At 65.8% G+C, this 26,642-nt stretch carries 19 protein-coding genes; 9 read left to right on the top strand and 10 right to left on the bottom strand.

Annotated features, from left to right (window positions below; all coding sequences use genetic code 11):
* Positions 1-65: 65 nt before the first annotated feature.
* The 6 genes from H6935_15930 to hrcA all read right to left on the bottom strand — a co-directional run bounded on the left by H6935_15930 (position 66) and on the right by hrcA (position 5,453).
* Positions 66-1,367 (bottom strand): FCSD flavin-binding domain-containing protein, encoded by a 1,302-nt coding sequence (locus H6935_15930; protein ID MCP5279823.1) that lies wholly within the window; start codon positions 1,365-1,367, stop codon positions 66-68.
* 22 nt (positions 1,368-1,389) lie between these two features.
* Complete coding sequence (locus H6935_15925; protein ID MCP5279822.1) at positions 1,390-1,698, bottom strand: c-type cytochrome; 309 nt, start codon at positions 1,696-1,698, stop codon at positions 1,390-1,392.
* Positions 1,699-1,846: 148 nt separating this feature from the next.
* Positions 1,847-2,953 (bottom strand): ferrochelatase, encoded by a 1,107-nt coding sequence (locus H6935_15920; GenBank protein ID MCP5279821.1) that lies wholly within the window; start codon positions 2,951-2,953, stop codon positions 1,847-1,849.
* 16 nt (positions 2,954-2,969) lie between these two features.
* A complete protein-coding gene (locus H6935_15915; protein ID MCP5279820.1) occupies positions 2,970-3,404 on the bottom strand; it encodes an EamA family transporter in 435 nt (144 codons plus the stop codon).
* Between the two features lie 10 nt (positions 3,405-3,414).
* Positions 3,415-4,305 carry a Dyp-type peroxidase gene (locus tag H6935_15910; protein MCP5279819.1) on the bottom strand — a complete coding sequence of 297 codons (891 nt, stop codon included), beginning with the start codon at positions 4,303-4,305 and terminating at the stop codon, positions 3,415-3,417.
* A gap of 128 nt (positions 4,306-4,433) precedes the next feature.
* Positions 4,434-5,453, bottom strand: a complete 1,020-nt coding sequence (gene hrcA, locus H6935_15905; protein ID MCP5279818.1) for a heat-inducible transcriptional repressor HrcA — start codon at positions 5,451-5,453, stop codon at positions 4,434-4,436.
* Positions 5,454-5,491: 38 nt separating this feature from the next.
* On the opposite strand from hrcA, the gene H6935_15900 reads away from it, so the two are divergent.
* Both H6935_15900 and recN read left to right on the top strand, forming a co-directional pair.
* On the top strand, positions 5,492-6,364 hold the full coding sequence (locus H6935_15900) for an NAD kinase (protein ID MCP5279817.1): 873 nt from the start codon (positions 5,492-5,494) through the stop codon (positions 6,362-6,364).
* A gap of 100 nt (positions 6,365-6,464) precedes the next feature.
* Entirely contained in the window at positions 6,465-8,153 is a 1,689-nt protein-coding gene (gene recN / locus H6935_15895) for a DNA repair protein RecN (GenBank protein MCP5279816.1), read from the top strand.
* A gap of 22 nt (positions 8,154-8,175) precedes the next feature.
* Here the strand turns inward: recN and fur are convergent, their stop codons facing one another.
* On the bottom strand, positions 8,176-8,628 hold the full coding sequence (gene fur, locus H6935_15890) for a ferric iron uptake transcriptional regulator (GenBank protein MCP5279815.1): 453 nt from the start codon (positions 8,626-8,628) through the stop codon (positions 8,176-8,178).
* A 90-nt stretch (positions 8,629-8,718) separates the two neighbouring features.
* On the opposite strand from fur, the gene H6935_15885 reads away from it, so the two are divergent.
* The 7 genes from H6935_15885 to H6935_15855 all read left to right on the top strand — a co-directional run bounded on the left by H6935_15885 (position 8,719) and on the right by H6935_15855 (position 17,848).
* The gene (locus H6935_15885) at positions 8,719-9,090 is read left to right on the top strand and encodes an outer membrane protein assembly factor BamE (GenBank protein ID MCP5279814.1); all 372 of its coding nucleotides are present in this window, start codon (positions 8,719-8,721) and stop codon (positions 9,088-9,090) included.
* On the top strand, positions 9,087-9,893 hold the full coding sequence (gene dapB, locus H6935_15880) for a 4-hydroxy-tetrahydrodipicolinate reductase (protein ID MCP5279813.1): 807 nt from the start codon (positions 9,087-9,089) through the stop codon (positions 9,891-9,893). Before H6935_15885 ends, dapB begins: the two co-directional genes overlap by 4 nt.
* 90 nt (positions 9,894-9,983) lie before the next feature.
* A complete protein-coding gene (locus H6935_15875; GenBank protein ID MCP5279812.1) occupies positions 9,984-10,361 on the top strand; it encodes a hypothetical protein in 378 nt (125 codons plus the stop codon).
* 22 nt (positions 10,362-10,383) lie between these two features.
* Entirely contained in the window at positions 10,384-11,550 is a 1,167-nt protein-coding gene (locus H6935_15870) for a hypothetical protein (protein MCP5279811.1), read from the top strand.
* Positions 11,551-11,640: 90 nt separating this feature from the next.
* Positions 11,641-14,421: an EAL domain-containing protein gene (locus H6935_15865; GenBank protein ID MCP5279810.1), complete on the top strand. Its 2,781-nt coding sequence runs from the start codon at positions 11,641-11,643 to the stop codon at positions 14,419-14,421.
* A gap of 136 nt (positions 14,422-14,557) precedes the next feature.
* A complete protein-coding gene (gene htpG / locus H6935_15860) occupies positions 14,558-16,456 on the top strand; it encodes a molecular chaperone HtpG (protein ID MCP5279809.1) in 1,899 nt (632 codons plus the stop codon).
* Positions 16,457-16,693: 237 nt separating this feature from the next.
* Positions 16,694-17,848, top strand: coding sequence for a diguanylate cyclase (locus H6935_15855; protein MCP5279808.1), 1,155 nt, complete (start codon positions 16,694-16,696; stop codon positions 17,846-17,848).
* 163 nt (positions 17,849-18,011) lie between these two features.
* Here H6935_15855 and H6935_15850 read toward each other — a convergent pair whose 3' ends face one another.
* Genes H6935_15850 through H6935_15840 form a run of 3 tightly spaced genes read right to left on the bottom strand, consistent with a single transcriptional unit; the run spans position 18,012 to position 26,592 of the window.
* Entirely contained in the window at positions 18,012-18,353 is a 342-nt protein-coding gene (locus H6935_15850; GenBank protein ID MCP5279807.1) for a hypothetical protein, read from the bottom strand.
* A 17-nt stretch (positions 18,354-18,370) separates the two neighbouring features.
* Positions 18,371-20,656, bottom strand: a complete 2,286-nt coding sequence (gene pbpC, locus H6935_15845; protein ID MCP5279806.1) for a penicillin-binding protein 1C — start codon at positions 20,654-20,656, stop codon at positions 18,371-18,373.
* The gene (locus H6935_15840; protein ID MCP5279805.1) at positions 20,653-26,592 is read right to left on the bottom strand and encodes an alpha-2-macroglobulin; all 5,940 of its coding nucleotides are present in this window, start codon (positions 26,590-26,592) and stop codon (positions 20,653-20,655) included. The genes pbpC and H6935_15840 overlap by 4 nt, the downstream gene beginning before the upstream one ends.
* Positions 26,593-26,642 lie beyond the last annotated feature (50 nt).

Raw genomic sequence — 26,642 nt, 5'->3', positions numbered from 1 at the left:
TTCCGGACAGGCAATAAAAAAGGAGGGGATCGCTCCCCTCCTCTCAACTTAAGGATGTGCCTGAATCAGAGGTTCAGGGTGTCGTTCAGCACGTTCTCTTTCCAGGAGTGCATGTAGGCCAGTTCCAGCTCGCTCTCCTCCTTGGATACGCCGTTGGCGCCCTTGGGCGGCACCAGGGCCTTCTTCGAGGGGTCCCAGCGGAACACGGTGGCCACGTGGAAGGCCGTGCTGTCCGAACTGGCGGAGTAGCAGGTGTTGGTCACCACGGGGGCCGGGTCGGGCTGGCGGCCGGCGAAGATCTCGGACAAGGCGTAGGCGCACATCTTGCCGGTGTTGTTGGCCACGGAACCGGACTTCGGAAAGTTGGTCAGGGCGGAGTCACCCAGGATATGGATGTTGGGAACGACCTTGGACTCGAAGGTGATGTAGTCGATGGTGCACCAGTGGCCGGAGTTGCCGTCCCGCACACCAGCCAGATGTGTCACCGCTGCGGCCTTCATGGGAGGAACCACGTTCAGCACGTCGCCCTTCACATCGTCGAACTCGGTGCCGACCATCATCTTCTTCACGTCCACGGAGCGGGGCATGTTGTTGGGGCGATAGTCGATCATGCTGTTGTCGGTGCCGTAGCCGTAATGCTTCTTCCAAGCGGCCAGGAACAGGCCCTTCTTGGAAGCGATGTCCGGGTTGCCGTCCAGGACGACGATCTTGGACTTGGGCTTGGCCTGCTTGAAGTAGTGGGCCACAAGGGAGGCGCGCTCGTAGGGTCCGGGAGGGCAACGATAGGGTGACTTGGGCACGGACATCACGAAGGTGCCGCCATCGGGCATGGCCTCGAGTTGATTGCGCAGGGCGCCGGTCTGCTCGGCGCTGGCCTTCCAGGCATGTTTCACCACCTTCTGGGCCTCGGCGTCATAGCCCTCCACGGCGTTGAACAGCAGTTCAATACCACCGGCCAGTACCAGGCGGTCGTAGGAAAAGGTCTTGCCACCGGCGGTGGTGACGGTCTTCTTCTCGTTGTTGATGGCGGTTACCGTGTCGGCCACCCAGTTGTCCACCACCTTCTTGATGCCGTCGTAGGTGCGAGTGATGTCAGCCATCTTGGTGATGCCGGCCAGGACCTCGTTGGAGGTGGGGCAGGAGACGAACTCGGGCAGGGGCTCGATGATGGTCACCTCGGCCTGGGGCGCCCACATCTTCAGGTAGCGGGCAAAGGTGGAACCGCCGAAGCCGGCGCCGACCACAACCACCTTGGGTTTTGCACCACCGGCCATGGGGGCACTGGCACATCCGGCCAGGGAACCCAGGGTTACGGCTCCCGCGGCGCCTGCGGAGACTTTCAAAAAGTCGCGACGATCAAATGTCATGTGTATTCTCCTTGGCCGCTGGTTAGGGTTTGATGGCGTTGAAGTACTTGGCGACGGCCTCGTACTCGGCATCGGTGTAGCCGTTGGCATGTTTCTGCATCACGGTGGCGGGACGGGAGCCGTCGCGGAAGGCTTTCATCTGGTCCACGAAGTACTTGACGTCCAGGCCGGCCAGACTGGGGATGGCGCCGGAGCTCCTGCCATCGGTGCCGTGGCAGTATGCGCAGTTGGCGGCCATGAAACGGGCGCGGGGATCCATCGCTTGGGCCGAGAAGGCGGCACCCAGCGTACCCGCGATGAGCAGGCCTACAGCAAGGGTTTTTTTCTCCATCACATCCTCCAGAAATAAAAAAACAGCGGTAACCCGCTAGCCGAAGATGAACTTGATTCGTGTCAAGTCAGTAGTACGGGTTGCGGATGGTTGCATGGCTGTTTTTCACCAGTCAACAAGCAAACTCTAATATTGGCGCGGGTTTGCGCTAGGTTTTGGCTCCCAGGGCCTGGGCAATCCGCAGGGTGTTTTCCCCATCAAGCTTTTCTTTTGAAGGGTCCCAATCGGCCGTAAGCCAGCCCGCCAATTGGTTTTGCACCAAATCGGTGAAGGCGTTGATCCACATGGGTCGGTCGTTGAGAGCCGGGATGTAGTGGTACTCCCCGCCGCCTGCATTCAGGAACTCGGTTTTTCCCTCCATGGCGATCTCTTCCAGGGTCTCCAGGCAGTCTGCCACGAAGCCGGGACACACCACGTCCACCCTGCGGGTCCTGGCCTGACCCAGCTTTTCCAGGGTGGCGGACGTGTAGGGCTGGAGCCATTCCGCGCGCCCGAAGCGGGACTGGAAGGTGACGCGGTATTGCTCCGGCGCGAGCCCCAGGGCCTCGGCCAGCAGCCGCCCCGTCTTCTGGCATTCGCAGTGATAGGGATCGCCCAGGTCCAGGCTGCGCCGGGGCACGCCGTGAAAACTCATCACCAGCACGTCGGGCCGGCCCCGTTCCGCCCAGAACTCCTCGATGCTCTGGCGCAGGGCCTGGATATAACCCGGGTCGTCGTGGAAATTCCGCAGGGTGCGGATCTCCGGCGGGTTACGGGTGTGCAGCAGGGTTTCCCACACGGCGTCCAGGGCCGAGCCGGTGCTGCTGGCGGCATACTGGGGATAAAGGGGTACCACCAGCAGCCGATCCACGCCCTGGGCCTTGAGTTCCCGAATCCTGTGGGCGACGCTGGGCTGGCCGTAGCGCATGGCGTAGTCCACCCGCACGGGCTGCCGCACACGTTCCCCCAGGTGGCCCTTGAGAAGGATGGCCAGGCGCTCCGTGAATACCTTCAGGGGCGAGCCTTCCGGGCGCCAGACGGAGGCGTACTTCTCGGCGGACTTGGCGGGGCGGGTGTTGAGGATGATGCCGTTGAGGATGAGCCACCAAACGGGACGGGGAATCTCCACCACGCGGCGGTCCCAGAGGAACTCCTTGAGGTAGGGCCGAAGGGCCTGGGCAGTGGGGGCCTCGGGCGTGCCCAGGTTGATGAGCAGCACGCCCACCCGGGCCGGCTGATCGTGCTTGTAGGGGGGTTCGGGCAGGTAGAAGGGCATGTCGTGTCAGGTGTGGTTAGCGTTTGAGTCCAAGGATGACGACACCGGCGGCCACCATGCCGATGCCCAGCCATTCCCGAGGGTTGGGGCGTTCACCCAGGAATATCACGGCGAAGATGGCCACCAGCACCAGGCTGAGCTTGTCGATGGGGGCCACCTTGGAGGCCTCCCCCATCTGCAGGGCACGGAAGTAACTGACCCAGGAGGCCCCCGTTGCCAGGGCCGACAGGGAGAGAAAGGTCCAGGTGTGGGCGGACAGGGCCAGAGGATTGCTCCACTTGCCCGTGGCCATGACGAAGGCCGCCAGCACCAACAGGATGATAAAGGTGCGGATGAGGGTGGCCAGGTCCGAGTCCACCCCCTGGAGGCCCAGTTTGGCGAAGATGGCGGTCATGGCCGCGAACACGGCCGAGAGCAGGGCCCAGTGGAACCAGTTCAGGCCGCTGTCCATGACCCTTCTTTCAGAGGCCCAGGGCTTGCAGGTCAGGCCTGCCGCCGGCCAGGGGCGGGCACCAGAAATAGGCACCGGAGATGGGCCTGGTGAAGCGGAACAGGGCATCGACGATGCCGTCCTCCTGGCCTGTCATGCGCTTCAACTGGGCCTCGAAGGCGCAGGCGTCCCGGCCGAAGGCGAGGAACACCAGGCCGGACTGGCCGCAGTCCGACCAGGGCATGGAGCGGCGCACCACGAAAGCCTCGGGGTCGAAGCTCTCCTGGGCCGTGCGCTTCACATGGGCGCTTGCCGGGGCTTCTTCGATCTCCTCGTTGTCGGCCTTGCGCCGGCCGAAGGTGCTGTCCTGCTCCTCGGCGGGCATGGCCTCGAAGCGGTCCAGGTCGTGGACCCACTGCTGCAGGGCGGCGATGCCCCCTCCGTCCAGGCCGGGCCCCAGGCCGGTGGCGAAGGCGGCGGCGACCGCTGCCTCTTCCTGGGGGTTTTCCGTGCCGTCGATATAGCCCGTGAGGTCCTGGCTGTTGCCGTACATGAAGGTTTCCAGGCTTTGGGCCGCGGTGAACGCCGGGGCCAGCAGGTGTTCGATTTCCCGGCCCCGGTGCAGCAGCTTGCCCCGGTCATCCCCCCGCAGCCAGCACCACAGGGCGTGGGGGGTGGCGGGCACGGGAGCGGCCTCCAGCGTGGAGACGGGGAAATCGTGCAGGCCCGGCAGGGTGCGGCCCAGGGCCGAGACCAGGGGCTGGCCGAAGCCCACCACCGTGTCTTCGCCGTCCGCCAGGTTTTTCAGGCGTGTCAGGGCGTCCGCCAGGTCAGTCCTGGACGCGCCGGGGGCGATATCGAATTGCAGGTGCCGGGCAGCGGCGGGAACTGGGGCGAGGATGCCGGGCTGGAAAAGACTCACGGGGTCTCCGTTTTTTTTCAGTTGCAAGGGGCAAGGTACAAGGGGCAAGGGGCAGGGTGCAAGCGCGGACTGGGTTTGCCTTGAACCTGGCCCCTTGCATGCGAGCGGGGCCCACCTTGTCCCCGCCTTCAGTGATACGACAGGGCGTTGGACAGCAGACGGGCGGTGATGTCGACGATGGGAATGACCCGTTCGTAGGCCATCCGGGTGGGGCCGATGACCCCCAGGGTGCCCACCACTTCGCCATTCACCTCGTAGGGCGCGGCGATGACACTGCATTCGTCCAGGGGCGTGACCCGGGATTCGGCGCCGATGAAGATCTGCACGCCGTTGGCGGCATGGCCTACGTCCATGAGTTGCAGCAGTTCGGTCTTCTGTTCGAACATGCCGAAAAGTTCCCGCAGCCGGGTCATGTTGGTGGACAGCTCCGGGGCCTGGAGCAGGTTGCGTTCCCCCGCCAGCACGTATTCCTTGCCGCCGCCGCCGAAGGCCTCGGTGCCTGCGTTCACCACGGCCTCCATGAGGCGGCTGATATCCGACTTCAACTCCGCCAGTTCCCGTGCCAGGCGTGGCTGCACGTCCTCGAAGGAGTGGCCGACGAAATGCTGGTTGAAGTAATTGGCGGCCCGGGTGAGCTGGCTGGGGGTGAAGGACTTGTCCGTGAGCAGCACCCGGTTCTGCACCTCGCCACCCTGGGTCACCATGATGAGCAGGATGCGCTTTTCCGACAGGACCAGGAATTCGATTTGGCGCAGGGACTGGTTGCGCCGTTTGGGGGTCATGACCACGCCGGCGTAGGCGGTGAGCTCCGCCAGCAGGTGGGAGGCGGTGGCCACAAGGCGCCGGGGGTCGTCCGGCAGCAGCGTGGTTTCCATCTGGCGCAATTCCCCCTGGGCCAGGGGTTTGACCGTCAACAGGCTGTCCACGAACAGGCGGTAGCCCTTGGGCGTCGGGATGCGGCCGGCGGAGGTGTGGGGGCTGACGATGAAGCCCCCTTCCTCCAGGTCCGCCATGATGTTGCGGATGGAGGCGGGGGACAGGTTCAGCTCCGTGTGCTTGGACAGGGTGCGGGAGCCCACGGGCTGGCCGTCCTCGATGTAGCGTTCCACGAGGTGCTTGAGGAGGATGCGGGCGCGGTCGTTGAGCATGGCTTTCTATCCGATAGGCCTGGCTATAATTTCACGCCATGAAACCAGATTTCAAGACGATCGCCCTTGTCGGCAAGTACAACAGCCCCGCCAGCGCCTCTTCACTGTCCCGGTTGGCGGACTTTCTCCAGGCCAAGGGCTACACGGTACTGGTGACCTGCCATATCGCCGAGACCTGCGCCATGGCTGGCTTCCAGACCCGTACCCTGAACGAGATCGGCCATCAGGCGGACCTGGCCATCGTCATGGGCGGGGATGGCACCATCCTCAACATCGCCCGCACCCTGGTGGATTTCGATATTCCCCTCATCGGCATCAATCAGGGCCGGCTGGGCTTTCTGGCGGACGTGTCCCTGGACACCATGTTTTCCACCCTGGACGAGATGCTGGCGGGGGAATACGTGGCCGAGGACCGCATCATGCTGGAATCCAGCGTGGAGCGGGCCGACGACGTGCTCATCGCCGCCTACGCCTTCAACGACGTGGTGGTGAGCAAGAGCACCCTGGGCCGGCTCATCGAGTTCGAGGTCTACATCGACAACCAGTTCGTCTACAGCCAGCGGGCGGACGGACTGGTGGTGTCCTCGCCCACGGGCTCCACGGCCTATGCCCTATCCTCAGGCGGCCCCATCCTCCATCCGACGCTGGAGGCGGTGGCCCTGGTGCCCATCTGCCCCCACACGCTCTCGGCCCGGCCCATCGCCGTGAACAGCCGATCCGAGATCGAGATCAACCTGATCCACGCCGACGATGCCCGGGTCCACTTCGACGGCCAGCGCCACGCAGACCTGCTGGTGGGAGACCGGGTGGTGATCCGCCGGGCCAGGAACACCGTGCGCCTGCTGCACCCGGAGGGCCACAACTACTACGACACCCTGAGGCAGAAGCTGCATTGGGGGGAAAAGCTTTGACAGCGGGGATGGGGGATGGGGTATGGGGTATGGGGGCAAAACCAACCCAAACCCCAATCCCGCTATCCTCCCCATTCCCCATTCCCCATCCCCCATCCCCATGCTGCTAAGCCTGACCCTCGCAGATTTCGTCCTGGTGGAGCGCCTGGGCCTGGATTTCCATCCGGGCTTTTCCGTGCTCACGGGGGAGACGGGGGCGGGCAAGTCCATCCTGCTGGATGCCCTGGCCCTGGTGCTGGGGGAGCGGGCCGACACCGGGGTGGTGCGGTCCGGGGCAGAGCGGGCGGAGATCAGCGCGGAATTCGATCCGGTGGACGCCCCCGGCCTGGCCGCCTGGCTGGCCGATCAGGACCTGGCCGGCGATGACAACCTGTTGCTGCTGCGCCGGGTGGTGGAGGCGGGGGGGCGGTCACGGGCCTTCATCAACGGCCGCCCCGCCACTGCCCAACAGCTCAAGGCCGCGGGGGAGCACCTGCTGGACATCCACGGCCAGCACGCCCACTACTCCCTGCTCAAGGGGGCGGAACAGCGGCGCCTGCTGGACGCCTATGCCGGCGCCACGGACCTGGCCCTGGAGGTGTCCGAGGCCTGGTGCCTGTGGCGGGAGGCCCGGGAGAGGCGCAAGGGGGCGGAAGCCCGCAGCGGCGAACTGGCGGCGGAACGGGATGAACTGGTGCTTTCCGTCGGCGAACTGCAGGCCCTGGAATTCACGGCCGAGGGCTGGCAGTCCCTGCAGGAGGACCAGCGCCGGCTGGCCCACGCCACGGAACTGGTCCAGGGGGCCCAGGCGGCGGCCAATGCCCTGGAAGGCGACGATGCCGGCCTGCTGGCCCAGCTCCGCGGCGTGCGCGCCCGCCTGGCGGAACTGGCCGGGATCGACCCCGCGCTTAGTGCTCTCCACGACACCCTGGACGGGGCCTCGGAGGCCATGCAGGACACAGCCCGGGAATTGCGCCGCTATGCCGAGCGGGTGGACCTGGACCCGGAGGCCCTGATGCTGGCAGAGTCCCGCCTGGCCGCCATCCAGGCCGCCGCCCGCAAGCACCACATCCGTCCCGAGGCCATCCCGGATGTCCTGGAGGATACCCGGAGGCGCCTGGCGGAACTGGGGGAGGCGGCCGACCTGGAGGCCCTGGCCAGGGCCGACGCGGACCGGGAGGAGGAATACCGCCGCCTGGCGGGCCAGTTGGGCACAGCCCGGGGCAAGGCCGCCCAAGGCCTGGCCGAGGCGGTGACCCAGGCCATGCAGCAACTGGCCATGCAGGGCGGGTGCTTCAGCGTGGACCTGCCAGCTTGCGAACCTGGCGCCCAGGGCATGGAAGAGGTGGTTTTCCTGGTTTCGCCCCATGCCGGCCAGGCGTTGCAGGCCATGTCCAGGACGGCGTCCGGGGGCGAACTGTCCCGCCTGGGCCTGGCCTTGCAGACGGTGCTGTCGGAAGTGTCCGGCGCCCCCACCCTCATATTCGACGAGGTGGACGCGGGCATCGGCGGCGGCGTGGCGGAGATCGTGGGACGGCTGCTGGCGGAACAGGGCCGGCGCCGGCAGGTGCTGTGCGTGACCCACCTGCCCCAGGTGGCGGCCCGGGCAGGGCGGCATTACCAGGTCAGCAAGATCAATGGCAAGGAAGGCGTGAGGACCAGCGTCGCCCTGCTGGAGGAGGGGGCGCGGGCGGAGGAGGTGGCGCGCATGCTGGGGGGGGTGGAAATCACCGAGGCAACGCGCCGGCATGCGGCGGAGATGCTGGGTGCGGGTGGCGCACCCAGGGCCACAAAAGCCAGGCGCAAATAGCGCCGGAGGTAGGTGCGGGAGGTTATTCCTCCTTCTTCTCCTTGGCCTTTTTTCGCTTGTTGGGGCAATTTTCCTTCACACAGTCCACGTACAGGTATAGGGCGTGCTCCGCCAGCTTGAAGCCTCGTTCGGCGGCCACGGCCTTCTGGCGTTTCTCGATCTCCGGGTCGTAGAACTCCTCCACCTTGCCGCACTGGATGCAAAGCAGATGGTCGTGATGCCCGCCCTGGTTCAACTCGTAGACCGCCTTGTCGTTATCGAAGTGGTGCCGGATGAGCAGACCGGCCTGCTCGAACTGGGTAAGCACCCGGTACACCGTGGCCAGGCCCACATCCACGTTCTCCAGGGCCAGCAGCCGGTACACGTCCTCCGCCGTGAGGTGGCGCTGGTCCGTGTGCTCGAACAGGTTGAGTATCTTCAGCCTGGGGCCGGTGGCCTTGAGCCCCATGGTCTTGAGTTGTTCTGAATTTGACATCGTCGTCTTGGCAGGAAACGGGTCTATAGTGCTGGGGTGTTGCGCGCTATCATAGCGCGGCTTGCAAACACGACGCCTCGGCGCCACAAAATGAGAATATTTCCCCCGCTTATCGTGCTTCTCCTCGCCGGTTGTGGCGGCTGGTCCAGTCCCATCGACAAGCTGAGCCCCTACAAGATTGATATTCAGCAGGGCAATGCCATCACCCAGGAGATGCTGGACAAGCTCAAGCCCGGCATGACGCCTTCCCAGGTGCGCTTCATCCTGGGTTCGCCCATGGTGCAGGATCCCTTCCATCCCAACCGCTGGGACTATGTCTACCGCTATGCGAAGGCAGGCAAGACGGTCGAGCAACGCCGGGTCACCGTGGTGTTCCAGGACGACAAGCTGAAAGGCATCGAAGGGGATGTGGTGGCTGCCGGCCAGCCAGCCGAGAAGAAGCCGGAAGGAGAGACACAGTGAGCGGAACCAAGGTGGTCATCGCGGGGGCATCGGGACGCATGGGCCGCGCCCTCCTGGAGGCCGTGGCGGGGGCGGCGGACATGGGCTTGCACGGCGCCCTGGAACGGGACGGCAGTCCCTGGCTGGGCCATGACGCAGGCGAACTGGTGGGCACCAATCTTGGGGGGCGCATCACCCAGGACCTGGACACGGCTCTGGATGGAGCGGACGTGCTCATCGACTTCACTCGCCCCGAGGCCACCCTGCACCACCTGAAGGCCTGCGAGTCGAAGAAGGTGTCCCTGGTCATCGGCACCACCGGCTTCGACGCCGCCGGCAAGGCGGCCATCGCCGCGGCGGCGAAGTCCATCCCCATCGTCTTCGCCCCCAATATGAGCGTGGGCGTCAATCTGTCCCTGCGCCTGCTGGACATGGCGGCCCGGGTCCTGGACGAGGGGTTCGACATCGAGATCGTCGAGGCCCACCACCGCCACAAGGTGGATGCCCCCTCCGGCACCGCCCTGCGCATGGGAGAAGTGGTGGCCGCAGCCCTGGGACGCGACCTGAAGGAATGCGCCGTCTACGGTCGGGAAGGCGTCACCGGCGAACGGGACCCCAGTACCATCGGTTTCGCTACCTTGCGGGGCGGGGATGTGGTGGGGGACCATACCGTGATGTTCGCCGGCATCGGCGAGCGCCTGGAGATCACCCACAAGGCGTCCAGCCGCATGACCTTTGCCCTGGGTGCCCTGCGTGCCGCGCGGTTTCTGCGCGGCCAGGCCACGGGACTTTTCGACATGCAGGATGTGCTGGGCCTGAAATGAAGTAGCCTTTAGGTTAACCATGCGGGAAACAACCTTGGGGAGGGTTGCATGCGCTTAGTGCGCAAGGTTTTGACAGGCATGCTCTTGCTGATGGCCGCCTGGCGTGTTGATGCCGTGGAGGTGATCGCCAACAGGAGCGTGCCCGTCAATTCACTTTCGGTGGCCAATGCCCGTGCCATCTTCGGCATGCGTCAGGTCAAATGGTCCGACGGCAGTCTGATCCGGGTGTTCGTCCTGCCGGACAGCCACCCGGTTCACGGCGCTTTTTGCAAGGAAGAACTCAATATTTACCCCTACCAGCTCCGGCAATCCTGGGATCGCCTGGTGTATTCGGGTATGGCCCAGGCCCCCGAGGAAGTCGCCACCGAGGCTGAGTTGGTCGCCAAGGTCGCGGCTACGCGTGGCGCCATAGGCTACGTGAGCAAGGGCAATAACAATCCAACTATCAGGGTGCTGTATGTGGAATAGGAACGGCGCACGAGTCCTTGGGATGCTCCTTCTGGCCGGGCTAGCGGCTGCGACATATGCCGATGATGGCGTACAGGTCCATGGTTTCTTCAGCCAGGTCGCCGTGCATACAGATGGCAATGAGATGGGTGGCCATAGCCAGGACGGTGTTGGCTTGGACATGCGGGAAATGGGCGCGAACGTTTCCTATCGCCCGAACGGCGACTGGCTGTTCTCGGGGCAGGCCCTGGCCCGTTGGGCGGGCAACACCGACGAAGGCGACCTTAGGGTGGACTATGCGTTCGTGGACAGAACCCTGTATCAGGGACAGGACGACCGGCTGGGCATCCAGTTGGGCAAGGTCAAGAACCCCTATGGGCTGTACAACACCACCCGGGATGTGGCCCATACCCGCCCCAGCATCACCATGCCCCAGTCCATCTACCAGGACCGCATCCGCAATTTCTTTCTCGCTTCCCCCGGTGCTTCCCTGTTCGGCAACCATGCCCGTGGCGACTTGGACGTGTCCTGGCGGTTCAACGCCATGCGACCCGAAACGGACGCAGAAGATCTTGAGTATCTATTCATGTTGAGTTCCATGCCGGGCGTCTACCAGGGCAGGAACTCCTGGCTTGGCCAGGTGATGGGTGAGATGGGGGGGGGGAAGCTTCGCCTGGGGGTGTCCTTGGGCAAGGTCACCACCCGGTATAAGCCGGGGTCGCTGGATCCGCTGGGCCCGGGCGAGAACATCCTGCGGCCCAGGTTGGTTTCCATCGAATGGAACGAGGAAAAGTGGAGCCTCACCGGTGAATACGAGCAGGTAAAGAACCGGGGCAGGAACTATGGCCTGGGTGGAGCGGGTCCGGAGGACCCCAATACGGTGGAAGCCTGGTATATCCAGGGCACCTATCGGCTGACGCCGGCCCTGCGTTTCTACCTGCGCCGGGATGAGTTCTATTTTGACAAGGATGACAAGTCCGGTGCTGCCTTCGCTGCGGCCAATCCTCCGTTGGCCGCCCATGTGCTCTATTCCAAGGACTGGGTGCTGGGTGCACGCAGGGACTGGAAGGACTGGTCCCTGTCAGCGGAGGTCCACGACATCGTGGGTACGGCCTGGCTGTCGCCCCTGGACACCCCCATACTGCCGCCGGCTCCACCTCCCGAGAAGAACTGGCACATGATCCTCCTGCAAGTCGCTTATCGCTTCTGAGTGCCCCCAGGGCTGGGCCTTGCCCTGCCCGCCCCCCGAGGGGGACAAGAAAACTCGGGGCGGCCATTCGTTTTCTTTAGAGGAGATTTGATGTTCCTCAGCATTCGCTGGAAGATCATCCTGCTGGCCGGCCTGGTCATGGCTTGCATGGCGGCGCTATTTTCCCTGCAGCAGCAATATGCACTGACCCACCAGTTCAATGCCGACCAGGCGCTCTATCATGACCGCCTGCGCATCATGGCCGGGCGACTGTTCAACACCCAGAACGACCGATTGCAGGTGCTTGCCCGCATGTTGGCAGAGACTCCCTCCATCCGTGCAGCCATGAAAGCCGGCGACAGCCAGCGCTTGCTGGAAGCAGTGGAACCCCTGTGGCCTGAGTTGAGCATGGGGCAGGGTTTGGGCGCCCTCGTTTTCTTCGATCCGCAGCAGAGGGTGCTTGGGCAATGGGGCGATGCGGCGGTTCCCGGCCTGGCCGCCCTGGCCAGGCAGGCAGACAGGAGCGAAAGGCCCCAGACCTGGGTGGCATGTGGCGATGCCTGCGTGCATCAGCTGGTATTGCCCACGGCAGAGCGAGGCAAGCCACTGGGGGGCGTGGCCCTGGTCACCGGGATGGAAAGCCTGGTGCTGGACCTGCGCCGGCTAGGCGAAGGCGAGGTGGCTGTGCTTGCAGCGACGCCGGGCGCCGTGACCGGCAGTCTCTCCGGCATGCGGGTGCTGTCCGTGAGCGGAGGCGAGACGACGCGTCTGATACTCCAGTCCGCCCGGGCGAAATCCCGGAGCGGGGCCTACGTGCCCGTGTCACTGGGGGAAAATACCTGGCACGTCATGCTTTTTCCTCCAGATCTTCCCGGGGATGGGCTATTGCACCTCGGTGTCATTGCCAACGTTACCCAGGCTGTCCAGACCATCCAGGTGGCTACCTGGCGCAACCTTGCCTGGGGCGGGGGCGTATTGGTGGTCGCATTATTGGTGCTTTTTTTCCTGTTGCGTCCCGCCATGGCGCGGATCAAGAAGGTCTCCAGCCTGTTGCCGCTCCTGGGCCAGGAACGATTCGACGAGGTGGCCAACGCCATATCTCCCCATGGTGAACATGCCATCAAGGACGAAATGCATGGGCTGGAGCGGCTGGCTGGTGAATTGGCGCATCAACTCCAAGCCCTGGATGCGGCGGATCATGCCCATGTGCAGGCCCTGGCAGACCAGGCCGCCCAGTTGGAACAGGAACGAGACCTGGTGGCGGGCTTGCTGGATACCGCACCAGTGCTCATCGTCACGCATGGCCAGGATTACCGCATCCGCATGGCCAATGCCTTCGCCGTGGTGGATAGTGGCCTGAGCAGGGAACAACTGGTAGGCAAGCACTTTACCGATCTCTTCATGAACGCCAGCCAGGCCGCCGAGCACCAGCGTCAGATACAAGGCATGACCCCGGGAGATATCGTTCGTGGCGAGGGCAGTTTCGCCCAGGCAGGGTCAGGTGATCTTCCCCACCAGTTCAGGGATGTGGTCTGGTTCCATTCCTGCCTGGACGACATACGGGGCGAGCGTTTGTACCTGTCAGTGGGCCTGGACGTGACCGAGCACCGTTTGACGGAACAGCGCCTGCAAGTGCTGGCCAACCACGATGGCGTCACGGGGCTGCTGAACCGCCATACCTTCAAGCGGCGGTTCGATTCCCTGCTGGGCAGGGGCGGCAAGGGTGTCATGCTGGTCTGCGACATCGACGAATTTCGTTCCCTCAACGACCTGGATGGCCACGAGGCCGGGGACAGGATCCTGCTGATATTTGCCCGCCACATCCAGAACCTGAAGCCTGCCCCCAGCCTCAGTGCCCGCCTGGGCAGCGACGAGTTCGCCCTGGTGTTTCCCGAAATGAGCACGGCGGACGCCCTTCTCATCGCCCGCCAGCTCAACCGGGTCGCGGCCCAGCATGTCAGCGACCAGGAGGGCATCGTCAAGCGCAGCCTGTCAGCCAGCGTGGGCCTGGTGCTGTACCCAGACCATGGCAACACCCCGGATGCCCTCCTCGGCAACGCCGAACTTGCCCTGGCCTATGCCCGGGCCAAGGGCCATGGGTCATGGCACCTCTTTTCCGAAAAGGAGGAATCCTACCGGGAGATGGCAGACCGCCGTGCCTATTGGCGAGAAGAGGTGGAGGCCGCATTGGAGGAGAACCGATTCGTCCTCCATTACCAGCCCATCGCGCGCATCGCTGACGGCGAACTCAGCCACTACGAGGCCCTGTTGCGCCTGGTCGGCAGGGACGGCAAGCTGGTGCCGCCCGGTTTGTTCATCGACGTGGCCGAAAGCACCGGCATCATCCGTCGCATCGACCGCTGGGTCGTGGAGGCGGCCGTGGCCGCCGCCGCCCTCCGGCGGGAGTCCAAGATCGCCCTCAACCTGTCCAGCCGCAGCTTCGACGACGACGTCTCCTTTGAAACCATGCAGGCAGCCCTGGCCAGGCACCATGTCGCCGGCGAGCGGCTCCTGATCGAGATCACCGAAACCGCTGCCCTGGCCAACTTTTCCGGCGCAAAGCGGATCATGGGCAAGTTCAAGGAACTGGGCTGCGCCTTCGGCCTGGACGACTTCGGCGTGGGCTACAGCTCCTTTCAGTACCTGCGGGAACTGCCGGTGGACTTCGTCAAGATCGATGGCTCCTTCATCAGGAACCTCACCAAGAACCCGGACGACGTGGTTTTCGTACAGGCCCTCAACAGCGCGGTACAGGGCTTCGGCAAGACCACCGTGGCGGAATTCGTGGAAGACGAGGAAACCCTGGCCATCCTGCGGGAAATCGGCGTGGACCACGTCCAGGGCTATCTGCTGGGCAAGCCGGGGCCGGAAATGGACTGGAAGGTGCGGTAGGGGCAAGGCCCAAGACACAAGACCGGCGCTACGCGCCTGCAAGGTCCAAGGTGGAAACAGCCATCGCCCTACCCCTTGAATCCTGCCCCTTGAACCTCATCTAAGTCCACGTTTACAACAGGGGAGATACCCAGTCATGACCGAGACCACCTCTGAACCCGTCGCCAAGGAAACCCTGGGCTTCCAGGCCGAGGTGAAGCAGCTGCTTCACCTGATGATCCACTCTCTCTACAGCCACAAGGAGATCTTCCTGCGGGAACTGATCTCCAACGCTTCCGACGCCGCCGACAAGCTGCGCTTCGAGGCTCTCACCGATTCAGCCTTGTACGAAACCGACCCGGAGCTGAAGATCCGCGTCAGTGTGGAGAAGGACGCCAGGACCATCACCATCCGCGACAACGGCATCGGCATGAGCCGCTCCGAGGTGATCGAGCACATCGGTACTATCGCCAAGTCCGGCACCAAGGAATTCTTTGGCAAGCTCACCGGCGACCAGAAGAAGGACGCCCAGCTCATCGGCCAGTTCGGCGTGGGCTTCTATTCCAGCTTCATCGTCGCCGACAAGGTCACGCTGACCACCCGCCGCGCCGGCCTCACCGCCGAACATGGCGTACGCTGGGAATGCGCCATGGAAGGGGAGGACGCCGGCCAGTACACCCTGGAGACGATCGAGAAGGCCGAGCGCGGTACGGAGATCACCCTGCACCTGAAAGAGGACGAGGCCGAGTTCCTGGAGGAATGGCGCCTCAAGACCATCATCCGCGACTACTCGGACCACATCGCCATACCCGTGGAGTTCGTCAACGAGAAGGGTGAATCCGAGACCGCCAACAAGGCCAACGCCCTGTGGACCCGGCCCAAGAGCGAGATCACCGAGGACGAATACAAGGCCTTCTACAAGCACGTGGGCCACGACTACGAAGACCCCCTGGTCTGGACCCACGTGAAGGTGGAAGGCCGCCAGGACTACACGGCCCTGCTGTATATCCCCGCCCATGCCCCCTTCGACCTGTGGGACCGGGATGCCAAGCAGGGCGTGAAGCTCTACGTGAAGCGGGTCTTCATCATGGAAGACGCCCGCAAGCTCATGCCCGCCTACCTGCGCTTCGTGCGCGGGGTCATCGACGCCGCCGACCTGCCCCTCAACGTCTCCCGGGAAATCCTCCAGGAGACCCGGGACATGGAGATGATCCGCAACGGTTGCGTGCGCAAGACCCTGGACCTCCTTGATGACATTGCCGAGAACCGGGCCGACGACTACAAGAAGGTGTGGGAACACTTCGGCCAGGTGCTGAAGGAAGGCGTGGGCGAGGATCGGGTCAACCAGGCCCGCATCGCCAAGCTGCTGCGCTTCCGCTCCACCCGGACGGACGAGGAGACCGTCAGCCTCGCCGACTACCTGGCCCGCGCCAAGGAAGGCCAGGACAAGATCTATTACCTCACCGCCGAGACCCTGGCCGCCGCCAAGGCCAGCCCCCACCTGGAGATGTTCCGCAAGAAGGACGTGGAAGTCCTGCTGCTCACGGACCGGGTGGACGAATGGCTGGTGTCCAACCTGTTCGAGTTCGAGGGCAAGTCCCTCATGTCCGTGGCCAAGGGCCAGGTGGACCTGTCCGCCATCGCCGGCGAGGACAAGGAGGAAGAGGCTAAAGAGACAGCCAAGGCCGAGGAAGCCAAGCCTTTACTGGAACGCCTCAAGAAGGCCCTGGAAGGCCGCGCCAAGGACGTGCGCGTCAGTCAGCGCCTGGTGGATTCCCCCGCCTGCCTGGTGGCAGACGAGGGCGACATGAACGCCAATCTGGCCCGCATGCTCAAGACCATGGGCCAGGCCGTGCCCGAGACCCAGCCCATCCTGGAAGTGAACCTGGACCACGCCCTGCTCAAGCGCATCGAAGGCGAGGTGAACGAATCTGGGGAGGCCCGCTTCGACGAACTGGCCGGCCTGCTCATGGACCAGGCCGTGCTGCTGGACGGGGGCCAGCTGGCGGACCCGGCGGGGTTTGTGAAACGGGTGAACGGCTTGCTGTTCGGGTAAGGCACTTCCACCGCCCACAGTACGCCGGCCTCGCGCCGGCGTTTTTTATTGGCCAGGGATGGCCCACACAAGACACAGGTGCTGATCGGACCCCATCAAGCCTGGGGGACGTCGTCCCGGGAGTGGTACGCTATTGCAAGCCTGCAAGCCTGCAAGCCTGCAAGCCTGCAAGCCTGCAAGCCTGCAAGGCTGGGCGACAGACAACGTGGCAATGTTAGCTGTGCCGGAGAGGAAAAAGTGCGCGAAGAAGGATTTGCGTCAAGCATGAAACCAATGCCGCAAAAAAAAGCAAAATGGGACTTGAAGCTTGTCCTGGCCATTTCCGCATTCGTCATGTTCGACCTCGGCGCCCTGGCCTTCAACTTCCGGATAGCGCGGCAGGTTGAATCGGACGCGGTGGCCATCAACCTGGCGGGGCGCCAGCGCATGCTCTCCCAGCGGGTCACCAAGGCCTCGCTGCTGGCCATTAACCAGGAACGCAGCGTCACCCAGAGAACCGCGTCCTTGAAGGAGGCGACGGCCGCCTATCGGCTATTTCAGACGACCCTTTCCGCCTTTGCGGAAGGAGGCGAGGCGACCGGCGGGGAAGGTACGCCGGTCGTGCTGGCGCGAGTGAGGAACAAGGCTGCCCTGCTCGTCGGGGATGTGCGCGGCGCCCTGCGGACCTGGCCATCCGTACCCGGGACGGAGCCGGAGCTGGTGGCTTTTTCGCAGTTCATGGTCGAGAACAACGAGCGCTTCCTCGATTCCATGAACCGACTGACCAGCGAGTTGGAACACCAGTCCGTCGCGGCCGTATCCCGGCTGAGAGTCGCCCAGACCCTCACGTTCAGCCTTTCCATTGGCAATTTCTTTCTCATTCTTTATGAAATGTTTCGCGCCAAGCGGCGCGCTGAACTTGATGCGGTCACCGATGCCCTGACCGGCCTCAAGAATCGGGCAGGCCTTTACCAGGCCCTGACCTCGGCCATAGAAGAGTTCGAGCGGACTGGGGCCCCCCTTGGGGTGATTCTCCTGGACCTCAATGGCTTCAAGGCAGTGAACGATACCTACGGCCATTCCGTGGGGGATGACACCCTGCGGGAAACCGCGCGACGGTTGTTGGCCTGGCAAAGGCCCGGATGGGTCGCTGGCAGGCTGGGCGGGGATGAGTTTGCCGTCATTTGCCCGGACGTCAGGGAGAGCTACCTCGTTGAGGTCGTCGCCGATCTCAACGAGGTGCTCTCGGGGATACCCGGCGGAGAGCTGGTGGTTTCCGCGAGCGTGGGTTATGCCGCGGCTTACGGGGGATGTGATGCGGACATCCTGCTCGGCAAGGCGGATGCCTCCATGTACATGGCGAAATCCCACATGCATGCCCACAACGCCTACCGCAGAACCCATCGCCAATAGCCAGGGCCAGTCGGCCTTCACGACTTCCCGGCATCCCGTTCCCGCCTGGCGAAAATGCGGCGGTGAGAACGGGGGAAGAACGGGGCGATCAGGCCGTTCCATGGGCCCCTTCGGATACGGCCGGCCAAAGTTACAACGTGTATCGGGCTGGCGCCCAGGAGGGCTAGCCTTGCAGCAGGGTAGCCGTGGTCTCCCCGCTGGCCTTGTCGATCTCCAGCAGCACCTCGCAATACTCCGTCTGTTCGTCCACGGGGGTGGGGTCGTCGGCGCAACTGCAGCCGGCGATGATGCCGGCGTAGAACAGGCCGGCCTTCACAAGAATTCTGTCGCCCTCGTCCGTGGCGCTGAGGATCACGGCCTGGGGCGGGGTGTCCGTGGCGTAGCTGCTGCCGGACAGGCCCTGCTGCAAGGGCAGGTCCGCAGTGCCCAGGCGGGCAATCTCCGCCTTGAGGGTGTCCCGGAAGGCCGGGCTGCCCCAGGCCTGCAATGATTCCTTGAGTTGCATGGTGAGGCGTCCTTCGTCTATTTCACGGTAAGAAAGGTGGCGTCCAGGGCGGCTCCCTCCGGTCCATGGAGGGTGACCCTGTGGGCGCCCTTGCTGGGTGGCCACGACAGGCTGCCATCTGGCAGGGTCCAGGCCGGGTCTGAAGGCTGGTCGTCTATCCGCCAGGCAAGTCCCGTGCTGGCGGGCACGGTACGGAACAACACCTTCTGGCGTTCGGCCGGGATGTCCGGGTCCAGGGCCAGGACGGCGCCGTTGCCGGGGCCTTCGATATGGGGTGGCCGTTCCTCCGCCAGCGCAAGAGTAATGACGTCCTGGGCGGTGCCGGTCAGGAAGACCTCCTGGCGCTCGGGTTCGATAGGGGGTTCGTAGCGGATGGCGCGGCGAACTACGCCCTCGGGCATCTCCGGTGGCATGGCCGGCTGTTCGGCCTGGAGGGCGTTCATCACCGCCTGCCACACGGGGGCGGCGCCGGTGATGCCGGAAACGTTGTGCATGGGCGAGCCGGAGGCGTTGCCCACCCAGACGCCCACGGTGTAGCGGGGCGTGTAGCCCAGGCACCAATTGTCCCGCATGTCCTTGCTGGTGCCCGTCTTCACGGCGGCCCATCCCCGGGTTTCCAGCGGGCTGGCCAGGCCGAAGGTGAGGGCACGGGCGCCCTTGTCGGCGAGGATGTCGCCGACGATCCAGGCGGCAGGCTTTGTCATGACACGCTTGCCCTTGGAGGCAACCGGGCCGGGTTTTGTGACCTCTTTTGGCAGCCAGGCTACCGGCTTCAGCAGACCATCGTTGGCCAGGGCCCGGTAGGCGTTGGCCAGGTCCAGCAACGTGACTTCCCCTCCCCCCAGGGCCAGGGCGTAGCCGTAGAAGTCCGCGTCCTCCTTCAGGGTGGCCAGGCCCAGGTCCCGCAGGCGCTGGAGGAAGCGTTCCTCCCCCATCAGCATCAGGGTGCGCACGGCGGGCACGTTGAGGCTGGCGCCCAGGGCGGTGCGCACGCTTACCCAGCCCTTGAAATCCCGCTCGTAGTTCTGGGGCACGTACTGGCCCGTGGGGGTGTCCAGGGCCAGAGGGCTGTCCTCCAGGGGCGAGGCGGCTGTGAGCAGGCCCTGCTCCATGGCCAGGCCGTAGAGGAAGGGCTTGAGGGCGGAGCCGGGCAGGCGCGCAGCGATTACGCCATCCACCTCCGGGCTCAGGGAGGTGAGGCCGCTGGCCCCCACGTAGGCCAGGATCTCTCCGCTCCTGTTGTCCAGCACCACCACGGCGCCGTCCTCCACCTCCCGGCCCTTGAGTTCCGCCAGATGGTGTTGCAGGGCCTCGGTGGCGATGCGCTGGAGGCGGGCATCCAGGCTGGTGCGCTGGTTTTGTCCGCCCCTCAGGGGCTGGGGCAGGCGGGTGATGAATTGCCTGGCGAAGTGGGGCGCCAACTGGGGTTCGATTTCGATGCGGGGCGGGCCGCTCAAGGCCGTGCGGGCCAGGCGCTGTACGTCGGCGCAGGTGGGCTGGGGTTTTCCCATTTGGGTTGCCACGCCGCAGGCCCGCTTGCCCACGATGGCGGGCTCGGCGTTGGGGCCCCGCAGCAGGGCCGCCAGCAGGCTGGCCTCCGCCTTGTTGAGGCCGGAGGGATGCTTGCGGAACAGCCCCTCGGCGGCGGCGTGGATGCCCGCCAGCTCGCCGCGGAAGTTCACCAGGTTCAGGTAGGCCTCCAGGATCTGCTGCTTGGTCCAGCGTTTTTCCAGGTTTCTGGCCTCCTGCATCTGGTCCCACTTCTGGCCCAGGCTGCGGCCGCCGGCGGGGCGGTAGAGCTCCGGATCCAGCAGGCCCGCCAATTGCATGGTGAGGGTGGAGGCACCCCGGTGGCTGGCGCCGGACAGGTTGTCCCACATGGCGGATACCACGGCGCGCCAGTCCACGCCGGCATGTTCCATGAAGCGCTTGTCCTCGGACACCAGCAGGGCCCGGGTCATGGCGGGGGAGAGGTCCGACAGCCGCACCCAGGGCAGGCGGCGCACCTTGTTGTTGACCCGCAGGGTCTGGAGGGGCAGGCCGTTGCGGTCCAGCAGCCAGGCCTCGGAAGGGGTGTAGGCGCCGCGCACCGCCTCGAAGCGGGGCAGGGCGGCCAGGGCGGGGAGGGTGCCGGCCAGAAGAAGAGTGACCAGAAGAAGGCGATAGAAATAGTGATGGAGCAGGCGGCCGGTTCCCCCCTTTCTTAAAGGGGGGGTGGGGGGGATTTCAGCGGCGGGGATACGTGAGACGCCGTATGAATCCCCCCTGCCCCCCTTTGGGAAAGGGGGGGGAAACCGGCTCACGGCTTAACTTCCACTGATGGCACGGGGGTCTCGCCGAACAGCTCGGGGGCGTACATGGCCTCCACCCGGGCGGCGGGCAGGTTGAAGCGGCCCTCGTTGTTCAGACGCAGGGTGTATTCCACGCTGAACCGGCCCTTGGGCACGAAGCGGTAATAGGCCCGGAAGCTGTCGTGGGTGCGTTCCTCATAGGCGGGCGAGGGGTTACGTAAACCCTCCCAGCCTTCCCGCTTCTCGCCGCCGCTGAGCAATGCGGAGTCACCGCCCAGGCCCGTGCCCAGGATGGTGGCGCCGGCGGGGATGGGGTCCAGCAGAGCCACCCAGCCCATGTCCGTCTGGGCGTCCACGCTGAGCTTCACCCGCATGACGTCGCCGCGATGCCAGGCGCCGGGCTGGCTTTGGCTGATGGGGGTTATCTCCCGGGTGATGCGGTAGCCCGCGTTGAGGGGCGCCTTCAGGGGAATGGCCGCCTGGCTGGAGACCGTCACCCAGGGCCGGCCCTGGCCCTGGTGGGCCACCTGCAAGGTTTGTTGGCCGGCGGGCCAGGGCAGCAGGCCGTTGCCGGCGGGCTTGCTCCAATCCTGTACCACGCTCTTGCCGTCCAGGCCGGCCCGGCTCTGGCCGGTGACGGGTTGGGATTCCAGTTTCTCCGAGAAGGCCCGGGTGGCCACCACGCCCCAGGCGTTGGCCACGGTGGTGTTCCAGTGGCCCCGCTGCTGGCGGGCCAGGGCGCCGCCCATGAGGCGGCCGGCGTCCGCCGGCTGGGTGGCCGGGTCCTCCAGGGCCGCCAGGATCACCCGGTTGGCGTTCACGTCGCCGCCGGTCATGAGCCACCACCAGGCGTCCGTCCGCTCGGTGGAGAAGCCCATCACCGTGCCGGAGAAATTGAGGCGGGCCCGCAGGAGGGTGCGGGCCTCTTTCAGGCGCACCGCCTGGTCCGGCAGGCCGGGACTGCGCACCAGGATGTCGATCCAGTCCAGCAGGGCGGAGGTGGGCCACAGGTTTGGCGAGAAGTTCGCCCCCGGCTCGCCCTCTTGGGGCGAGCCACCCCCCAAGGGGGCCAAGTCGTTCTTGGGGCGGCCCGGCGAACGACTTGGAAGGCTGATGCTGTCCAGCCATTCGGCCCGTACGGTGTAGTCCGGATGGTCCCTGGCCAGGCGGGCCATGGCGGCCATGGCGGCCAGCTTGCGCACCGCCAGGTCCGCCGTGGCCAGTTCCGAGTTGCGCACCACCCGGCCGGTGACGAAGCCTTGCAGGCCTTCGAGCATGCGCACCCGGGCCTCGAGGGGCAGTTCCAGGCCGGCGGCATCACTGATGCTGAGCAGGTAGGCGGTGAGGGTGTCGCTGCCCTGGAACAGGTCCGGCCAGTACTTGGCCAGGCCGTCCCGGTCCAGGTAGGCGGGCAGGGCGTTGGCGACGGATTTCCACAGGGCATCGTCCTGGAGGGCCACGGCCCGGGAGGCCTTCTGCTCCAGGCAGGTCCAGGGGTAGTCCGCCATGTATTCCTGCACGCCCGCCAGGTCGCCGGCCAGCCTGGGCTGGAACTTCACGCCGACGCCGCCCCGGCCCGGCAGGGCGTCCGCGGGCCGTTTCACAGGAACGTTCAGAGTGTTATCCAGTTGCGCCAGGGTGGCCTGGAAGGTGCGCACCGGCACGGCCTCCTTCACCTGCTGGGTGATCTTCAGGTGGTCTCTGGCTTGTAGGTTGTCCCGGGCCTGGGCGCTCACGTCCCACACCAGTTTGTCCACCCCCAGGGGTACGTCCACGGGCAGGGCGATCTCCTTGCCCTGGCCCGGGGCCAGGGTTTCCGCGATGGCGGGCAAGGCCAGGCCGTTGAGGCGAGGACTTACGACCACGGTCAGGGCCTTGTCGCCGGCGTTGCGCAGGGTGAAGTAGGTCTTGAGCCGGTCGCCTTCCCGCACCAGGGGCGCGGTGCCCGAGAGCAATTGCAGGTCCTGGGTGACAGCCACGCTGGCCTCGCCGCTGCCGAAGCGGCCCACGCTGGCGTTGGCCACGGCGACGATGCGGAAGCGGGTGAGGCTGTCGTTGAGGGGCACCTCCACGCTGGCCTCGCCCTTGTCATCCAGGCGCACCCGGGCCTGCCAGAAGATACGGGTGTCGAACAGCTCCCGGGCGCTGCCCTGACCACCGCCACCGCCGGACGCCACGGCCTTGCGGCCGAAGTGGCGCTTGCCCACCACCTGCATCTGGGCGGTGCTGGTGGTCACGGCAATGCCCCGCCGCTGCATCATGGCGTCCAGCAGCTTCCAGGTGGTGTTGGGAGACAGCTCCAGCAGGCCCTCGTCCACTGCCGCCAGGGCCACTTCGGCATTCCTGGGAATGCTGCCGTCCGGGCGCTTCACCTGGACCTTCACCTTCACTTTTTCGCGCACGTGGTACTGGGGTTTGTCCGTGGACAGTTTCACGTCCAGGGCATAGCCGGACCAGCCGGTCTGGATCTCCGTGGCGCCCATGCGGAAGGCGGGCTTGCCCAGGTCGATCATGGCGGTGGGCTGCACGCCGGCCACCCGGCCCCGCACCGCCAGGGCGGTGACGAAGACGTTGGGGCCGTACTCGGGCTTGATGGGCACTTCGATGACCGGGTTGTCCCGTTTCACGGTGGTGACCCAGGCGTCCAGCACGCCTTCCCGTTCCACGCCCACCAGCACCTGGGCACTGTCGAAGGGCATGCGCAGGCGCAGGCGGGCGGTCTCGCCGATGTCGAACCGGCGCTTGTCCGGGATCAGGTCCATGCGGTCGTTGTCGGAGGCGTCCACCCAGCCGTCGCCGGCAGGCACCCACACGTCCACCTGGGCATGGCTGGCACGGCCGTCCGCGTCCTGGGCCGAGGCTTCCATCACCAGGGTGCCCGTGGAGGCGCTACGGGTCTCGCAGAGGAACATGCCCTTGTCGTCGCTGGTCCCGGCGCACTCCGCCTTCAGGGGCACGATCTCCTCGGCGTGCTCATAGGCGTAGAAGCCGCCGATGACGCGCTTGCGGTAGGAATGCCAGTCCCGCTGGAACAGCCGGCCCCGCACCGGCACGCCGGCCAGGGGCTTGCCCGCGGCATCCAGGGTGTGGATGCGGAAGCGTTGCACCGCCTTGGCCTGGACCCAGTTATCCGGCTGGATGCCCACCAGCACCTTGGACGGATAGAGGGGTACCCGGGCGGCGGCGCCGCGGGTCTCGCCGTTGGCATCCCGATACTCCGCCTCCGCCACCAGCATGCGGGGGCTGTCCAGCTTGGGCAGCTTGTCCCAGCCGGCCCGGCCGGTTCCGCCTTGGTCCAGCCTGAACTGGAGGGTCTTCAGGCGGATGGGCTGGTCGTCGTCCACAGGGACAAAGCCCTCGCCCACCTCGTAGTCGCCGATGTGCCAGTCGGCGCGTTCGTCCTGGCGTCCCGGCTTCACCGGGCCGTTGGCGAAAGTGGCCTGGGGGTAGTCGTCGAAGTGGACGCCGTAGGCCTGCAACTGGCCCCGCAGGGTGACGGGCAGCTGGCTGGCGGCGCCCCCCGCCAGGTAGCTGGCCTGCATGTCCAGGTGGATTTCAGCGGGGTTCACCGCCTGGGCAGGGCCGGAGAGACGGGCCCGCATGTTGGGCACCCGGAAGGCGGCCACCTTGAACTCGCCGGCCTCCAGTTCGTTGCGGCCCCGCTTCTTCTGGGTGTGGGCCACGATGATGCGCCACACCCCCTGCTTCACTTCCTTGGGCAGGGTGTAGGCGAGATCGGCGATGCCCTGGCTGTCCCAGGCCACGGGCAGCTTCACCTCTTCGCCGCTGCCCTGGTGGCGCAGGATGATTTCACTGCCCAGCTCACCCTTGTCCACGAAACCGAAGCCCACGGACTTCTTGCGCCGCGCGAAGAGTTTGATCCCGACCTCCTCGCCGCCCCGGTACAGGCCCCGGTCCAGCACGGCGTGGGCGATGTAGGGACCCTGCCAGCTATCGGAGTAGAGGTTGAAGCGCCAGGGGGAGATGCCGTCGTTCCAGTCCGACAGCAGGAAGCTGAAGTCGTCGCCGCTTTTCGCCGTAACGAACCACTGGCGGTCGTACTGGTCCAGGCAGCCGGGCAGGGTGTGGTTTTCCGGCAAGGGCGAGTTGATGCGCAGGATGCCGTCCTTGCCGGTACGACCCTGGGCATGGGCCTTGCCGCCGCAGTCCATGACCGTCACCTCCGCGTCGGCCACCGGCTGGCCGTTGTCCAGGCGGGTGACCCAGGCCAGGGAGGACTCGCCCCCCAGCTTGAAGTGGATGGCCAGGTTGGTGACCAGGCCGGAGGCGCGCACGTGGTAGGGCCTGGCCTTGTCCATGAGGGCCGCGCCCAGGCGGGGGCTGGCCACTTCCACGATGTGGAAGCCGGCGCCCTTGAGGGGGATGCCGATGACCTCGGTCTCCTTGTCCGGCAGGGGCTTGGGCAGGGGGATGGAGAGCCCCCAGGAAGCCGCTTCGCGGCTCCCGCCCCCCGAGGGGGGCAAGAAAACTTGGGGCGGCCCGACGTTTCCTTGCGCGGCAATCTTGTGGCGGGGCTCGAAAATGGAGTCTTCGGCGCCGAAGTGGGTGACCTTCACCTCGTCCTTGTCAGCGCTTTTGTCACCCTCGGGCCGGCCCCAGATGTCCCGGTCCGTCTCCCGGATGCGTCGCATCCAGGCGATGATCTCCAGGGGGTCCTTGGTGCTCAGCATCTCGGCGGAGAGGCGGGCGTGGCTGGAAGTGACCGGGTCCACGTAGCGCAGGGTCAGGGGCAGGGCGGGGTCCGCATTCAACTCGTAGAGGCCGAAGCCGCTGGCGAACCTGGCCAGGGGCGGGGCCTGGTCCGTCTGGATGGCCAGGGGGAAGCGCCTGGCGTTGAGCAGGGGCCGGCCGGCATCGTCCTTCAGGTTCTTGGGCAGGCTCAGGACCAGCTTGGCTTTTTCCGGGAAGGGGGCGGGGAATTCCACGGACTGGGTGGTGCCGGATTTCAGGTCCCCCTCCGGCAGCCTGGCCTTCCAACTCTGCTTGCCCGCCCGTAGGCGCAGGCTGGCGGCGATCCTGGCGTCCACCGGCGCGGTGAAGTCCAGGCGCATGGGCAGCACCGGCAGGCAGGGGGAGCGGGCGTTGAGTTTCTGGCAGCGCAGCTTTGCCGTGAACTCCGGCCGGGTCTTGAAGGCCAGTGTCTGGGAGTTGGTGGTGGCCACGCCGCTGGCGGACTCGATGCCCGCCTCCCATATCAGGCTGACCTTGGCCTGGGCGGGCAGGCGGCGGCCGCAGCGGGCCACCACCACCGGTGCGTCGGGCTGGGTGGCGGCCTGGAGCAGGGTGGTGCGACGGTCGCCGCCGGGGGCGCGGAAGCTGAACAGCACATTCCGGTTCCGGTCCACGGCGTAGAAGTAGTCCCGGAAGAAGCGCTCGCTGGCTTCCAGCACCTTGCGCTTGTCCTTTGCTCCCAGCAGCCTGGCGGGCATCTTTTCCGCCACGCCTTCGGCCACGCACCACAGACGGCCCGCCAGGCTGCTTGCCTTCACCGGCGCATCCAGGCCCAGGACGAAGACCTGGTCCTCGCGGATGTGTTCCTGGCCTTCTTCGGGGATGGAGGTGACGATGGCCGGGCCGCCGGTGGTGATACGGTAGCTGGCCGGGGCCAGGGCCTCGCCGGCCAGGGTCTTCAGGCCGGGGGCCAGCTTGAACTCGCAGTTGAGGCCGGCGGGCAGGTCCGCCTCGAAGTCGTACACCCAGTTGCGGTTGTCCACCCAGCGGCCCGTGCCCTTGGCGGGGCAGGTGGCGATGAAGGGATCGGCCAGGCGGGGGTCGCCCAGGGGCACCATGTCGACGTCGAAGCGCGCGCTGACCTGGCGTACGCCCTTCACCTCGCCCTGGGGGGAGAACTGCTCCACGCCCGCCGCCGAGGCAGCCTGGGGGATCAGGAGGGTGGCCAGAAAAAGGAGACGGGCGGACTTGGACATGGATTGTTCCCTGATCGTTTGCATGTCACCCCGGCGAACGCCGGGGTCCA

Source organism: Thiobacillus sp. (assembly GCA_024235835.1).
Taxonomy (GTDB): domain Bacteria; phylum Pseudomonadota; class Gammaproteobacteria; order Burkholderiales; family Thiobacillaceae; genus PFJX01.
This window is presented reverse-complemented; position numbering and strand designations above follow the sequence as displayed.